14 protein-coding genes are annotated in these 14,676 nt (G+C 61.2%); 6 read left to right on the top strand and 8 right to left on the bottom strand.

The window, feature by feature from the left end:
* Positions 1-67: 67 nt before the first annotated feature.
* From KDW95_RS22045 to KDW95_RS22055, 3 genes are all read left to right on the top strand, one after another.
* The gene (locus tag KDW95_RS22045; protein WP_255853916.1) at positions 68-1,225 is read left to right on the top strand and encodes an iron-containing alcohol dehydrogenase; all 1,158 of its coding nucleotides are present in this window, start codon (positions 68-70) and stop codon (positions 1,223-1,225) included.
* 95 nt (positions 1,226-1,320) lie between these two features.
* Positions 1,321-2,811 carry a CoA-acylating methylmalonate-semialdehyde dehydrogenase gene (locus KDW95_RS22050; RefSeq protein ID WP_255853917.1) on the top strand — a complete coding sequence of 497 codons (1,491 nt, stop codon included), beginning with the start codon at positions 1,321-1,323 and terminating at the stop codon, positions 2,809-2,811.
* 631 nt (positions 2,812-3,442) lie between these two features.
* Positions 3,443-4,366 carry a LysR substrate-binding domain-containing protein gene (locus tag KDW95_RS22055; protein WP_255853918.1) on the top strand — a complete coding sequence of 308 codons (924 nt, stop codon included), beginning with the start codon at positions 3,443-3,445 and terminating at the stop codon, positions 4,364-4,366.
* 29 nt (positions 4,367-4,395) lie between these two features.
* Here KDW95_RS22055 and KDW95_RS22060 read toward each other — a convergent pair whose 3' ends face one another.
* From KDW95_RS22060 to KDW95_RS22085, 6 genes are all read right to left on the bottom strand, one after another.
* Positions 4,396-5,316: a YeeE/YedE thiosulfate transporter family protein gene (locus tag KDW95_RS22060; protein ID WP_255853919.1), complete on the bottom strand. Its 921-nt coding sequence runs from the start codon at positions 5,314-5,316 to the stop codon at positions 4,396-4,398.
* A gap of 65 nt (positions 5,317-5,381) precedes the next feature.
* A complete protein-coding gene (locus KDW95_RS22065) occupies positions 5,382-6,959 on the bottom strand; it encodes an FMN-binding glutamate synthase family protein (protein ID WP_255853920.1) in 1,578 nt (525 codons plus the stop codon).
* Positions 6,956-7,762, bottom strand: coding sequence for an HvfC/BufC N-terminal domain-containing protein (locus tag KDW95_RS22070; RefSeq protein ID WP_255853921.1), 807 nt, complete (start codon positions 7,760-7,762; stop codon positions 6,956-6,958). The genes KDW95_RS22065 and KDW95_RS22070 overlap by 4 nt, the downstream gene beginning before the upstream one ends.
* Positions 7,759-8,652: an MNIO family bufferin maturase gene (gene bufB, locus KDW95_RS22075; protein ID WP_255853922.1), complete on the bottom strand. Its 894-nt coding sequence runs from the start codon at positions 8,650-8,652 to the stop codon at positions 7,759-7,761. The genes KDW95_RS22070 and bufB overlap by 4 nt, the downstream gene beginning before the upstream one ends.
* A 39-nt stretch (positions 8,653-8,691) precedes the next feature.
* Positions 8,692-9,210, bottom strand: coding sequence for a DoxX family protein (locus KDW95_RS22080; RefSeq protein WP_255853923.1), 519 nt, complete (start codon positions 9,208-9,210; stop codon positions 8,692-8,694).
* 98 nt (positions 9,211-9,308) lie between these two features.
* Positions 9,309-9,569: a BufA1 family periplasmic bufferin-type metallophore gene (locus KDW95_RS22085; RefSeq protein ID WP_255853924.1), complete on the bottom strand. Its 261-nt coding sequence runs from the start codon at positions 9,567-9,569 to the stop codon at positions 9,309-9,311.
* A gap of 491 nt (positions 9,570-10,060) precedes the next feature.
* Between KDW95_RS22085 and KDW95_RS22090 the strand changes: the two genes are divergently transcribed.
* The 3 genes from KDW95_RS22090 (at position 10,061) to KDW95_RS22100 (ending at position 13,097) form a co-directional block, all read left to right on the top strand.
* Complete coding sequence (locus tag KDW95_RS22090) at positions 10,061-10,414, top strand: hypothetical protein (RefSeq protein ID WP_255853925.1); 354 nt, start codon at positions 10,061-10,063, stop codon at positions 10,412-10,414.
* Positions 10,415-10,563: 149 nt separating this feature from the next.
* Positions 10,564-12,471, top strand: a complete 1,908-nt coding sequence (locus KDW95_RS22095; protein WP_255853927.1) for an ATP-binding protein — start codon at positions 10,564-10,566, stop codon at positions 12,469-12,471.
* Complete coding sequence (locus KDW95_RS22100) at positions 12,468-13,097, top strand: response regulator transcription factor (RefSeq protein ID WP_255853928.1); 630 nt, start codon at positions 12,468-12,470, stop codon at positions 13,095-13,097. Before KDW95_RS22095 ends, KDW95_RS22100 begins: the two co-directional genes overlap by 4 nt.
* A gap of 87 nt (positions 13,098-13,184) precedes the next feature.
* On the opposite strand, the gene KDW95_RS22105 is transcribed toward KDW95_RS22100, so the two are convergent.
* Both KDW95_RS22105 and KDW95_RS22110 read right to left on the bottom strand, forming a co-directional pair.
* Complete coding sequence (locus KDW95_RS22105; protein ID WP_255853929.1) at positions 13,185-13,937, bottom strand: SPOR domain-containing protein; 753 nt, start codon at positions 13,935-13,937, stop codon at positions 13,185-13,187.
* 144 nt (positions 13,938-14,081) lie between these two features.
* The gene (locus tag KDW95_RS22110; protein WP_255853930.1) at positions 14,082-14,672 is read right to left on the bottom strand and encodes a cysteine dioxygenase; all 591 of its coding nucleotides are present in this window, start codon (positions 14,670-14,672) and stop codon (positions 14,082-14,084) included.
* Positions 14,673-14,676 lie beyond the last annotated feature (4 nt).

The raw sequence follows: 14,676 nt of genomic DNA on the forward strand, positions 1-14,676 counted from the left end.
GCCCAGGCACAGCGGCCACAACGCTGTGCGGCTTTGCCCCGCTCTGACCCTGATATCTGGAGTTGTCATGTCTACTCAAATCATACTGCCGCGCATCCTGCAGGTTGGCGCCGGCGCCAGTGAAGAGATTCCCAATATCCTCACCAGCCTGAGTTGTGCCAGGCCACTGATCGTAACGGACAAAATGATGGTCCAGCTGGGCTATGCCAGCCGTATTCAGGCTGTCCTGAATGGGCATGGCGTCCATGCCGATGTCTTCGACGATACAGTGCCAGAACCCACGGTGGCTTCCATTCAGGCCGGGGTTGAGCAGGCCCGCAATGGTGACTACGACTGCATTATCGCGCTCGGTGGCGGTAGCCCCATCGACAGTGCCAAGGCCATTGCCATCCTGGCCAGGCACGGTGGACAGATGCGTGACTACAAGTTTCCGCGCATTGTACTGGAGGCCGGGTTGCCGATTATCGCCGTGCCGACGACGGCGGGTACCGGCTCCGAAGTGACCCGCGTGACCATCATTACCGATGAAACCAGCGACGAGAAAATGCTTTGCGTAGGCATTGGCTTCATGCCGGTGGCGGCACTGATTGACTACAACCTGACCCTCAGTGTGCCGCCGCGCACCACCGCCGATACCGGGATTGATGCCCTGACCCATGCGATCGAGGCGTACGTCAGCAAGAAGGCCAGCCTGTATTCCGATAGCCAGGCGCTCGCCGCCATGGCGCTGCTGGCGCCCAACTTGCGCCGTGCTTACCACAATGGCGCGGACCGCGAAGCGCGCGAGGCCATGATGCTGGGCTCGACCCTGGCCGGGGTGGCATTTTCCAATGCCTCGGTGGCGCTGGTACACGGCATGAGCCGCCCCATAGGTGCAGCCTTCCACGTGCCCCACGGCCTTTCCAATGCCATGCTGCTGCCCTGCGTCACCGCCTGGTCGATTCCGGCGGCCCCCGAACGCTACGCCGACTGTGCGCGGGCCATGGGCATCGCAACGCAGCAGGACAGCGACGAGCAGGCCAACGCCAAGCTGCTTGCAGAGCTGCACGCCCTGAATGACGAACTTAAGGTGCCAGGGCCGGCACAGTTTGGCATCGACCGGCAGCAATTTATGGATTTGCTGCCGGTGATGGCCGAGCAGGCGCTGGCTTCCGGTTCACCCGGCAACAACCCCCGGGTGCCGGACGCAGAGGACATTGCCGAACTCTACCGGCAGCTCTGGTAACGGGCGACAACAAGCAAATTGCATAGTAAAACGCACGCGAATTTATCCGCCGATGACCCGTTCGGCACGGCGGACTCAACTTGAGGACAAGTAGCATGGAAACACTGGGACACTTGATCAATGGCCAGATGCTGGCCACCGGTGAGCGCCGTCAGGCGATCTTCAACCCGGCTACCGGGGAAGCCAGCAAGGAGCTGGTACTGGCATCGCGGGAAACCGTGGAGCAGGCCATTGCGGTTGCAGACGCCGCTTTCCCGGCCTGGCGCGATACGCCGCCGCTAAAGCGCGCGCGCATCATGTTCCGTTTCAAGGAACTGCTGGAGCTGAATGCGGACAAGATTGCGGCCCTGATCGGCGAAGAACACGGCAAGATCAGCCATGATGCCCTGGGCGAACTGCAGCGGGGCATCGAGAATGTCGAGTATGCCTGCGGTGCGCCGGAGCTGCTCAAGGGCGAGCACAGCAAGAACGTGGGCCCCAACATCGATTCCTGGAGCGAATTCCAGCCGCTGGGCGTGGTGGCCGGCATTACGCCGTTCAACTTCCCGGTCATGGTACCGCTGTGGATGATGCCCATGGCGCTGGTGTGCGGTAACTGCTTCGTGCTCAAGCCGTCGGAGCGGGACCCGTCGTCCACGCTCTATATTGCCCAGCTGCTGCAGGAAGCCGGGCTGCCGGACGGTGTGCTGAACGTCGTCAACGGCGACAAGGAAGCGGTGGACACGCTGCTGACCGACAGCCGTATCAAGGCCGTGAGCTTTGTCGGTTCAACCCCCATCGCCGAGTACATTTATTCGACCGCCACCGTCAACGGCAAGCGTTGCCAGGCCCTGGGCGGCGCCAAGAACCACGCCATCGTCATGCCCGATGCCGATATGGACAATGCCGTGAACCAGCTGCTGGGTGCCGCCTTCGGTTCCTCCGGTGAGCGTTGCATGGCCCTGTCCGTGGCCGTGGCGGTGGGTGATGCCGCCGCCGATAGCCTGGTCGAGAAAATGACGGCGGCGATGGCTGGCCTCAAGGTTGGCGTCTGCACCGAGCGCAGCAACGATTTTGGTCCGGTGATTACCCGCCAGCACCAGGAAAAGGTGGTCGGCTATATCAACAGCGCCGAAGCCCAGGGCGCCCGGATAGTGGTGGATGGCCGCAACGTGCAGGTACCAGGTTACGAGAACGGCTATTTCGTGGGCGCGACCCTCATCGATCAGGTCACGCCGGACATGCAAAGCTACCAGGAGGAGATCTTCGGGCCCGTGCTGCAGGTCATGCGTGTAGATAGCATGCAGCAGGCGATGGAGCTGATCGATGCCCATGAGTACGGTAACGGCACCTGCATCTTTACCCGTGATGGCGAGGCGGCGCGCTACTTCAGCGACAATATCCAGGTGGGCATGGTGGGTATCAACGTGCCGCTGCCGGTGCCGGTGGCGTACCACAGTTTTGGCGGCTGGAAGCGCTCGCTGTTTGGCGACCTGCACGCTTATGGTCCCGATGCCGTGCGCTTCTACACCAAGCGCAAAACCATCACCCAGCGCTGGCCCTCCGCCGGTGTGCGTGAAGGGGCCCAATTCGCGTTCCCGTCCTGATGTGATGTGGATAGCGTTGCCGCCGGTGGCGCTTTCCAGCGGGCAGTTTTGCCGGCTGGAAGCGCTCGCTGTTTGGCGACCTGCACGCTTATGGTCCCGATGCCGTGCGCTTCTACACCAAGCGCAAGACCATCCTCTTTTAAGCCACGCGCTGGCCGAGTGCCGGTGTGCGTGAAGGGGCCCAGTTCGCCTTCCCGTCCTGATGTGAGCTGATGTGACCTGATGTGATGTGGATAGCGCCGCCGCCGGTGGCGCTTTCCAGCGGGCAGTTTTGCCGGCTGGAAGCGCTCGCTGTCTGGCGATCTGCACGGTCCTGTCATGGCCGGAGCGGTCCCGATGCCGTGCGCTTTCACACCAGGCGCAAGACCATCCTCTTTAAGCCACGCGCTGGCCGAGTGGGGGTGCGCGCGAAGGTGCCCGGTTCGCGTTCCCGTCCTGATGTGAGCTGATGTGACCTGACATGGAAAGCGCCGCCGTCTGTGGCGCTTCCCCGGGTTCGATTAGGCCCGTACATCCCTGGTCAATACGGGCCGGGATATACGGAGCCCTGGGTGTCGCAGCGAAGTATAGTATTCGTGGCTTTTTTCGGTAACACTCTGGCGCAAAACAAGTATCGAATATCGAGCCATCCATGAACAAGAAACGACTGCCGCCGTTAAACTGGCTGAGATCCTTCGAGGCTTCTGCACGTCACCTCAATTTCACCCTCGCAGCGGCCGAGCTGAACCTGACCCAGGCGGCCATCAGTCAGCAGGTCAAGGGACTGGAAGGGCAGCTGGGCACGGCGCTGTTCAAGCGTCTGCCCCGGGGGCTTGAGCTGACCGATTCGGGCCGTGCCTACTTGCCGCCGGTACGGGATTCCATTGAGCGCCTGGCCGCCGTGACCGATGAGATTTTCGGCCAGGGGCGTGCCAAGTCGCTGACCATCAAGGTTAACCTGGTCTTTTTTACCCTTTGGCTGGCCCCAAGACTGGAGCGTTTCCGTGCCTTGCATCCCGATGTCGGGCTGCGTTTCAGCAGCAATATCTGGGTCGACGAGAGCAAGTGGGATGCGGACATGGAGATCCGCTATGGCGAAGGGGTCTGGCCGGGCCTGAGCGCCGATCGCCTGACCTGGGACGAGCTGGTGCCGGTCTGCAGCCCGCAGCTGCTGGATGCCAAGGCGCCACCGTTGTCCCCGCTGGATCTGTCCGAACAGACGCTGCTGCACGTGATCGGCTACAAGGAAGGCTGGAGCTACTGGCTGAACCAGACCGGTTTCGGGCAGGCGGATACCACCCCTGGTATTCAGTTCGATACGCTGATTTCGGCGCTGGAAATGGCCACGCGCGGCCATGGTATCGCCCTGGGGCGCACCTCCCTGGTGGCGGAAATGATCGACAGCGGTCGCCTGATTGCACCTTTCCCGCAGCGGGTTGCAACCCTGGAGGCCTTTCACCTGACCTATCCGTCGCACCAGTACCTGCACCCGCACGCCGAGGCGTTTCGCAGCTGGATCGTCAGCGAGGCGCAACATGCGTCAGAGGTTCATGTAGCCGCAGACAAGGTTGGTTGAATGGGCTGCACCTTCTGGATGCTTTGCCGCTAGGCGGTCTCGCGTCCTTGCGTCCGGGCCAGAATAAACAGGCCGAGTCTGATACCTGCCAGTATGCAGGCAACGGTCAGAAAGCCTGCCGGAGAAAACGCTGGCAGAGCCAGCAACAATTGGGAATCGTTGCCACCCATCGCCAGTGCCGCGCCTATGCCCATCAGGGTGCCAGCGATAAAGTGCAGCAATAGCGGGCCTGTGCCGGCTGGCCGCAGCTGCAGTTTATTCAGGCGGCGGGCGGCCACAGACATGCCGAACAACAGGGCCAGTACCAGCGCGTATCGAGCGAGCCTGGGAGTCTGGCGGCCGTCCGGATCCATCAGTGCCGCAACCTGATCCTGCAGCAGGCCGCTGGGGGACCACCCCGGTTCGTACAGGTACAAAATCCCGGACAGCAGGCCGATTCCCATCATGCCGAGCCAGAGGTTTCTGCGCAGGGGGTTGCCCAGTAGCGCCCAAAGCGCCAGTGCGCAGGTTATGGCAGCCAGCAGTGCGAACACACCGGGGCCAGGCCCCGGCAGCATCGTCACCTCCAGATTCGGCTGCCAGTAGGCGAGGCTACACCAGCCTGCGACCCAGCCCAGGGGTGTAGTCAGCATCTGCAGTTCTCCGCTGGCCAGTCGGCTCAGGGTGGAGATGCTGCAACCCTGATTGAGCGCCGTACCCAGCCCGAACAGGAGTCCGCCAACGGCAAACCAGGGCCCCGGCTCGAACACCAGGAAAGGGATCCCGGTCCCAAGATGCCGGGAAGCCACGGCGACGGCCCAGACCAGCACGCCGCAGCAAAGGATCGAAAGCATCACCTCGGGGCGGCCCTGGGACCATTCCCTGACACCGCGCACCATGCACAGCCCCGTGGTTTGCGTCATGTATCCCAGAATAACGACCAGTAACACTGCACCTGTCAGCAACAGCATGGCTATCTCCTCTCAGGTGTGAAGCCCGGAGTGGCCCGGGCGGGGACTTCACCGGCCAGCCTTTGCTACCCGTGGGGGTGTTTGGGTTCAGCGAGCTCATCGCCCAGGGCTGGCTCTCTCAGCGGTATCCTTTGTGCGGCGGCTGGCGGCGCTGGAAGTGGAAACAGTTCGCTCAGGGCGCGGCTGCGCCCCCCTTGCATGACCTGGTGACAGTGATAGCGCTGCAGTTCGCGGGGCTCTCTGACGCCACAGGCATGGGCGATCACGGCGACTTCATGCGCCAGGTTGTGAACGTAGTGATGTACACGCTGCGCCTTGTGGTCCGGGTTGAGGCCTTTCTGCAGGCGGGGGTTGTGCGTTGTTATGCCTGTGGGGCAGGTATTGCGATTGCACTGCAGCGCCTGGATGCAGCCCAGGGCCATCATAAAGCCCCGTGCCGAGACCACGAAATCGGCTCCCAGGCACAGGGCCCAGGCGACTTCTGCCGGATTGATCAGCTTGCCCGACGCGATCACTCTGATGCGTGACTTCAGGCCGTGGCTCTGCAGACGGTCCACCAGCATGGGCAGGCTTTCGCGGATGCTCAGTCCCATGTAGTCCATCAGGCTGGTGGGCGCAGCGCCGGTACCGCCGTCGGCGCTGTCGAGGGTGATGAAGTCCGGAGCCGAGTCCATACCTCGCTGCCGGATCCTCGAAAACAATGCATCGAGCCAGCCGTAGGCCCCCAGTACGCACTTGAATCCCACTGGCTTGCCGGTGACACGCCGTATTCTGGCGATCATGTCGAGCAGGTCGTCCACGCTGTTGATGTCCGGATGACGGTTGGGGCTGATGGAGTCCTGGCCGGCGGCTATGCCGCGGATGCTGGCAATCTCGGCGCTGACCTTGGCGCCCGGCAGTATGCCGCCCTTGCCAGGCTTGGCACCCTGGGACAGCTTGATTTCGAACATGCGGACCTGGGCATGGGCGGCAACCTCTCGCAGGCGGGCGTCGCACAGGTTGCCCTGGGCATCGCGTACACCGTACTTGGCCGTACCTATCTGGAACACCAGGTCGCAGCCGCTCTCCAGGTGCCAGGGGGAGAGCCCGCCCTCACCGGTGTTGAGCCAGCAGCCTGCCAGTTTTGCGCCGCGGGACAGGGCCTGCACTGCGGGTTTGGACAGTGCGCCGTAACTCATGCCGGAGATGTTGAACAGGGAGTTGGCGGTGAAAGGCTGAGGACAGCTGGCGCCAATGATGAGGCTGCTCACGGGGGTTGCATCGATGCCCAGGGTGGGAAAGGGGCAGTTGACGAATATCAGTGCCCCTGGTTGGTGAATATCCCGGGTGGACCCGAACGCCTGAGTGGTGTCGAGGTTCTTGGCAGCCCGGTACACCCAGCTGCGCTGGGCGCGGTTGAACGGCATTTCCTCCCGGTCCATGGCGAAGAAATACTGGCGGAAAAAACTGCCCAGATGCTCGAAGACGTAGCGAAAGTGCGCCACTACCGGATAGTTGCGTCGCAGCGCCTGCTTGGTCTGGCTGACGTCGAGCAGGTACACCAGACAGAGCGCCAGCAAGGTCAGGCCGACCAGGAACACGAATGCGTAGGCGAGAGTGGACAGCACGCTATGTACAAGGTCGAAAGTTTCGCGGGACATCATGATTGAGCTCCTGCCGGTGAAGGCCGGTCTGACTTGGATTTCAGCGGCACCAAAACGCCGGCCGCAAGGTAGTGGGACACCAGGGGTTGCAGATCGAATGTCGGGTCGCCCGCCAGCACCTGCTCGACCGCATGGCCGAGGGGCGCCCCCTGCGCCAGTTGCTGCAACAGCAAGCTGGCGCCGGGCTGCAATGACCAAAGCTGAACCCTCAGCTGGGGACGTATCACCAGTACCGTTTCAGCGCCGCTGTTCAGGTGGATGGCTTGCGGGTCCTCGATCTCTGCCTGGTTGCATTGCCAGATGTGATAAATGGGGAAGATCGAGTCCACAAGTCGACAGGCCGGGCCGAGACGAAAGTGCAGCTGTGCCAGTTTTCCGGAAGACATCAGTGCCAGTGTCTGAATATCGACTGTCTCGTTATCGGGGGCATGGACAACCTCGTGGCAGGCCCACTCCAGGCGTGCAACGTCGGACAGGTACGCCAGGCCCGCCGCCGGCTTGAAGCCGGCGATAAACGCCGGCATTCGGTCTCCGAACTGCAACAGATCGCCGCACCTTGAGGGATGGGCCCTCAGGTAGTGGTCGGCCAAAAACTGGAAAAACTCCGTACCCACCAGCCGTTTCAGTACCGGATAGTCCGCCGCCAGGGCTTCCTCCAGGGAAATGCTGAAATTATTGCGGTAGATCTGCAGCAGCCGGGCGGCGGGCAGGCGGCCATCCAGAACCAGGCCCTGCAAGTGCCGCAGCTCAGTGCCCCAGAGATCCTCGGCAAAGGCGCGTTGCAGTCGATTCAGGGCGCTCATGAGCGGGTCCCTCTACCGGGGGGCGACAGGTTATCCAGGCAGTCCTGGGCAATCCGGGCCTGATCGACCAGCTCCGGCAGGGGGGGCAGCGCTACATCCCACTCGATCAGGGTTGGCTTGGGCCCCAGCCACTGCAGAGACTGCCGGTAAAGGGCCCAGACGTCCTCACAGACCGGTGAGGCATGGTCGTCGATCCGCAGCGCGCCGTCCTCGAACTGTTTCAGGCTGTGGCCCGCCAGATGAATCTCTGCCACCTGTTTGGCTGGAATCGCCTTGAGGTAGGTTTGGGCGTCGAATCCGTGATTGAAGGCACTGACAAAGACATTGTTGATATCCAGCAACAGCAAGGCGCCGGTGCGCTCGCAGATGGCGTCCAGAAATTCCCACTCCGCAATGGTCGAGTGGCGATAACGCAGGTAGCTGGAAGGGTTTTCAATCAGCAGTGTACGCCCCAGGGCCTCCTGTACCTGGCTGACCCGTTGGCAGAAATGATCCAGCGCTTCTTCGGTGTAGGGCAGGGGCAGCAGGTCGTTGAAATGTATGTCGGATACCGACCCCCAGCTCAGGTGTTCCGATACCAGGCCCGGTTGCACCTGGTCGATCAGTTGTCGCAGCCGCGCCAGGTGAGACCTGCACAGCGGATCGGTTGAGCCGAGGGACAGCCCTACACCGTGCAGGCTGACCGGGTAGTGCTCACGGGCTTGCAGCAGGTAATAAAGCGGAACCCCGGAGCCGCCGAAATAATTCTCTGAGTGGGCTTCTAGCCAGCCGACAGCGGGAAGGCTTTGCAGCAGCGCCTCCATATGCGGACCTCGCAGGCCTATACCGGCTTCGGTCGGAATCGCCCGACTGGAGGCCGCTGTACTCTGGTTGGGCATCAGACCGTTCATCTGGCGCCTCCTTATGAGCTATTGAGGGTTCAGGCTGATTTAGCGGTCCTGCGGCATGGCGGATCTGGCGCGCAGATAACGCTGTATCAGCGCATCCAGCGAAAACAGCCCTGGCCCGTAGAACAACGGCACCAGCAGCATCAATCCCCAGTACTGGTGATGCTGAATGCCCACCTCGTTCAGGCTGGGGTAGGACAGGACGGCGATGATGTTGAACAGGAACAGCGTCAGGGCACTGAAGCGGGTCGCCAGCCCCAGGGCAAGCAGTACCGGCATCAGCAATTCCACGCCGGTGCCCAGCCAGGCTGCGAGCTGCGGCGACAGAACCGGAACGCTGTATTCGTATGTGAAGAGGTAGAGGGTGGCGTCCCAGCTGGCAATCTTGGCCATGCCCGCTTTCCAGAAAATGGCGGCGATCCAGAACCGGAATAGCAGGCTTACGGCAGGACTAAGCAAATTCAGTCCATGGGTGCACTGCTGCGTCCAATACAGGGTGCGGGTAAAAAGGGGTGAACCGGTGCTGGCCGAAATTGCGCGATGGGCGTTGGAATGGGTCATGGTCGCGTTCTCCTGCAGGTAGTGGCCGGAACAGGCCCGGGCCACTACCGGTGGATTGGATCAGAGCCTGACCCGGTGCCGGGCCAGGCTAGCCAGTTTCACTTGGCTTCAAGGGTGGCGCCGGCGATCTTGCTGCAGGTGCCCTGGGGTACGGCGATAAAGGCATCGGTTTGTCGGTCGTGCTTGGAAGTGCCGGCGCAGGAGCTGGTTGCGGTCTGGCAGTCGTTCTTGCCAGCGGCGGCAATGCCGTAGCATTTTTCGAACTGGGGTTCCTCTGCCAGTGCTGTGCCTGCGCTGATAATGCCGGCAGTGGACAGTGCAAAAACGGCGGCGCTGATCAGTTGAGTAGAAGCTTTCATTGTCTGTTTCCTCAGGGGTCTGTAGGGGATATGGCTGACCTGTTCAGGCGTCGATGCCATGGAAGCCAGTCTGAAGAAATCGTTCCTGTCCTGGCATTCGCAATGCCACCTGTCGTACCTGTGGAAAACCGCAGGTCGCGCCTCGGGTGCTACGGTATGGGTGTGGTTTCAAGTGCCGATTTATGTTTGTAACTTGATGAAAAATAAAAAGTAAAATGAGTTTCGGGCGCCTTGTTTACTGGCGGGTGGGATTCGGGGTGGCGCCGTGATTTTTCCCCGAATTGGCGTCTTGGCGTGAAAATTCGTATACGGGCGCCGACAGCAGCCCGGGTTGACCCGGTTCTGCTCCATGGCACAGGTAGTAACCGCAAAGCGGCAGGTAGGAGAACGGATTATGCGGGGCGGGTTTGGCGGGTATCTTGGAATACAGGTCATACATTCGATATCGGGTTCAGTATCCGCTTGAACCCGGCCACAGCAGGAGGCCGATCATGCAAGCCTTGAATCCAGTGCCCACCCATAGCCGTCTCAGTCACAGAGTACTGAGCCGGGAAAACGCCCACTTCAGCGGTACCGGTGGTATTAGTCAGAACAACCGCGCCCAGGGGTTTCGCCCGGCCTTTCTGGATACGCTGACGGGTCGTATTTACCTTTCCTGTTTTGCCGATGGGCGGCCAGCTCCCATCCATCTGCTGGATGGCCTGCCGGCCGCGCTCGTGGTGAGCGAGGCGGGGCAGAGCCGTCGGATCCGGGTGGCCGTTATTTCCGGTTTTGTTCTTAATGAACGCTTCTATAGCCGTGCCCAGGCGGCCGAGTATCTCCGGCAGGTGGCATTGTCGTCATAGCGGAGTTCTGAGCTGCCGCAGCATAAATAGGGTTGGGCATTATACTGAGAAGAGCCGGATCAGAATTTCCTTTCCATTGAGCTATTGCTTCAGCCTGAACGGGTACCTGTTCCAAATTCCGGCTTACAGCTCGAGCTGGGAGTCTCCAGATGATATCGGCTGCGCCTAACCTTAATGCTGCTTTGCGCTTTAATGACACCTCAGAGCTGGTCTACGTCAGCCCGCAAATGCTGCGGTTGCTCGGCTACGATGACTCGGTTTTCTTCGTATCCCCCCTGACGGATCTGATTCCGGAACTGACCGACGAGCGGATTGCTGCGCTTTGGCAGCAGACGATGGCCGAGGGCAGTGCCAGGCTTCAGTGCCACCTGGTGGATTGCAGTGGTGGGCATTCCCCGGTCGATATCCGCTTTGGCCGCATCCAGGCCGGCGGGCAGATGCAGCTATGTGCCTGCGTTCAGCCCATGGTGGCCAGCAGCGAAGCGGAGCGGTTGCTGCAGCTGGTGGCCCGCACCACCGCGCAAAGTACCGGGAGCGAGTTTTTTCGCGTTCTGGCCCGGTCGCTGGCTGAAGTACTCAATGTGGACGGCGCCCTGATCACCGAATGCCTGGATTTTCCTACCACTCGGGTGCATACCCTGGCGTACTGGACGCATCGTGATTTTACCGGAAATATTGATTATGACCTGGCGGATACTCCCTGCGAGAAGGTGGTTCAGGAAGGGCGCGTCTGTCTTTATGCCAGTCGGCTGACTGAGCGCTATCCCAAGGATGCCGGGGCCGAGAGCTATCTGGGGGTGCCAATCTTTGACGCCGATAATCAGCGGGTGATCGGCCATATGGCCTTTTTTGATTCACAAGCCATGCCGGATGGCTTCTACCACAAGGCGGTGTTCGATATCTTCTGCGCCCGGGCCAGTGCCGAACTGCAACGGATGCAGGCTACGCGCAACCTTCGCCTGCAGGAGCAGAAATACCGTCTGCTGGTCGAGAATCAGCAAGAGCTGGTGGCCCAGCTGGATTCCGACGGCCGGTTTAAGTTTGCCAGCCCCTCGCTGTGTGAATTTTTCGCCCGCACTGAGGCTTCGCTGATGGGAATGCCCTTGCTTGACCTGGTTCAGACCTCGGATCAGCTGCATGCCAGGGCCTGCTGGAGCCAGCTTGGCGTTCCCGGGCAGCATGGGGAGTTCGAGCACAGGGTTGATACGGAGCGAGGCGAGCGCTGGCTCTCCTGGTCGCTGAAGGCCGCCATGGAGCAAGGTGCCCTTCACAGCGTCATAGCCGTTGGCCGTGATATTACCGAGCGCCGCGAGGCGGAAGAGAATGCCCGCCAGGTTTTGCAGGATCTGGCCCACCTGTCTAGGGTGAGCTCCATGGGCGAGATGGCCTCTGCCTTTGCCCACGAGGTCAATCAGCCCCTTTGCGCGATCCTGACCTATTCTCAGGCCTGCCTCAGGTTGCTTGGCAGTGAAACCACCGATGTCGCCGAAATTCGCCACGCAATGGAGCGCGTGGCCGCCAATGCAGAATTGGCCGGGGATATCATTCAGCAGATGCGCAACTTTCTGCGCAAGGGCGAACCGGACTTGGTGATGGCGGATATTTTCCAGGTGCTGCAGGACTCCATTACCCTGGCGCGGGTGGAACTGCGGGACGACGCTATCGAAATCCAGCTTGAGTGTGAGCAACCTTTGCCGCCGGTCCGCATCAACGTTACCCAGATTGAACAGGTCATTCTGAATTACCTCTGCAACGCCCGGGACGCCATGAAAGCCGCGGGGCGCACCGGCAAGGTGAGTATCAGAGCCCACCACAGCGCGCCGCGGGAACTGCAGATCAGCGTACTGGACCAGGGGCCCGGTATCGACTCGCAACTGCTCGACCGGGTGTTCGAGCCCTTCGTCACCAGCAAAACGATGGGCATAGGCATCGGCCTGTCTATCTGCAAGTCAATCGTTGAGGCCCATGGTGGACGGGTCGGCGGCTTTAATCATCCACAGGGGGGGGCCTGCTTTCAGTTGACGCTGCCGCTGGTGGGCGAGGGAGGAGGAGCATGAATTCGGATCAGGCGCGTGTCTTCATAATCGATGATGAAAGCGATGTTCGCGCCGCGCTGTCGATGTTGATTCGCTCGATTGGCCTGGAGGTCGAGACCTTCAGTAATGCGCTGGATTTTCTGGTCAGTTACCGGCCGCAATGGTCTGGCTGCATCGTGGCGGACATTCGCATGCCGGGCATGAGTGGCCTGGAACTGCAGGAAAAACTGAACGCCATGGGTGCGGATATGCCACTTATTTTTATTTCCGGACACGCCGATGTGCCCACCGCGGTAAGGGCGATCCAGGAGGGCGCACTGGACCTGCTGGAAAAACCCTTCAGCGACCAGCGTCTGCTGGACAAGGTGCAGAGCGCGGTCAGGCGGGACCTGGAGAGACGTGCGGAGATTGCGGTCAGGGGGCAGCTGCAGCAGCGTTATGCGGCGCTGACACCACGGGAAAGGGAAGTCATGACAGCAGTGGTCGCCGGAAAAATGAACAAGGTGACCGCGCACGAACTGAATCTCAGTACCCGTACTGTGGAGCTGCATCGAGCCAATGTGATGGAAAAGATGCAGGCAGGGTCCCTGGCAGAGCTGGTGCGACTTGCACAGATGCTGGAGCTGGATGAGAGCGGGCCGGCCTGAGCGGATCCTCGGAAACTGCCCGGCAATCGCCAAGGCCAGGCACGGCGCCACCTTTGCCAGCTTGTCGTCCTCTTTTAGCAACGGGCTCTATTGTGCGTCGCGTCCGCCGGGGTCTTTGGCAACCCAGAAGCCCGAAAGCTGCAGTGTCTTTTGCAGGCGCAGGGCCTCCTCCTCGGCGGCTTTGCGGTCCGGCAGGCCGGTGACACGCACGCGATAGAGGGCTTTGCCATTCAGGTTGACCGGCTCAGTGGTGGCGTTCCTGCCCAGCGCCTCCAGTTTGCCTTGCAGCAGTTGCGCGGATGCCCGCTGGGAAAATGAGGCAATATTGATTAACCAGGTGTCCTTCACTGGCTGCACTGGGGCCGTTATTTGCTTAGTGGCGGCCACGTCAGTTTCTTGCGGCTCCGCCAGGGCAGCGGTCTTGGCTTCGGTCTTGGATAGGGGGCCACCAGAGTCTGCATTTATCACGGGTGCGTCCGGTTCCCTGCCGGCGCCGGACTGCGTCTGGAGTTCATCCAGTGCGGCTTGCAGCCCGTCAAGTCGGTCATTGACCTCGTTGATGAAGGCTAGCTGGTTGCCGTTGTCGACGGGAGCTGGCGCTGTCGCGGCCAGGGCAATCTGGGCGCCAAGGCGGGCCTCCAGATCGCTGATGCGTGAGTCTGTCAGCAGAAAAAGCCCGACGGCTGTGACGACGAACGCTACCAAGACCGCGGACAGGGTGTACTGATAGCGGGCGATCGCCGTTGCGGGCACGGGACGCCCGGCACTGTGCGCGTGTGTCCCGTGGCTGTCCTGGGCCCTGTGGCGGTTCGCGGCGGGGCCAAACTCATCAGCCTGCACGGTATCTATCCCCTTTCTGCTTCATGGCGCTGTCTCGCAAATTTAGCAGTAACAATATACAGCCGCTATCTGTTTCGGCTGCGCTCTATTCTGCCTGGCAAGCAATTTGAGAACCGCTCAGGGGTTCCAAGCCACAGCGACGGGCTATTCATCCGATTTATCCCACAGGTTAATGATTTCGCCGTTGGCGTAGCCGGAGATAAAGGGCTGCTGGTCGCTGCTGGCGGGGTCGTAAAGGTGGCGGCGGTGGGCACCGATGTTGGTGCCATAGACATGGATGCTGACGGAGGGGGTGTCACTCAGGCCGTTGGAGACGCGGTGAATGTCGCCAATGCGCGGTGATACCAGGTCGATGCTGCCGGGGTGCAGCTCATGCGTGCCCAGTGCCAGCAGTTTTCCGCTTTGCGGATCAGGCGCAAACTCTTCGCAACGCTCCATGCCGCGCAGCACGCCGACCATGCCCCAGACCCTGTGATCGTGTATGGGGGTGCACTGCCCCGGCCCCCAGACAAAACTGACCACCGAGAAACGCTCCAGCGGATCGCAGTGCAGCAGGTACTGGCGGTATTCGGTGAGCCCTGGCTCGCTGTAGGCTTCCGGCAGCCAGTCATCGTGACGGATCAGATCGGCGAGCAGCACCTCGCCGGCATCCAGCAGGCGGGCTTCGTCGTCTGTTTCGTTTACCAGTGCCGTAAAGGCCTGGACAAACTCACGCAGGCGGGCGGTGTTGTGCATGGCG

The sequence above is a fragment of the Marinobacterium rhizophilum genome, from assembly GCF_024397915.1.
In the GTDB taxonomy this organism is placed as follows: Bacteria; Pseudomonadota; Gammaproteobacteria; order Pseudomonadales; family Balneatricaceae; genus Marinobacterium_A; species Marinobacterium_A rhizophilum_A.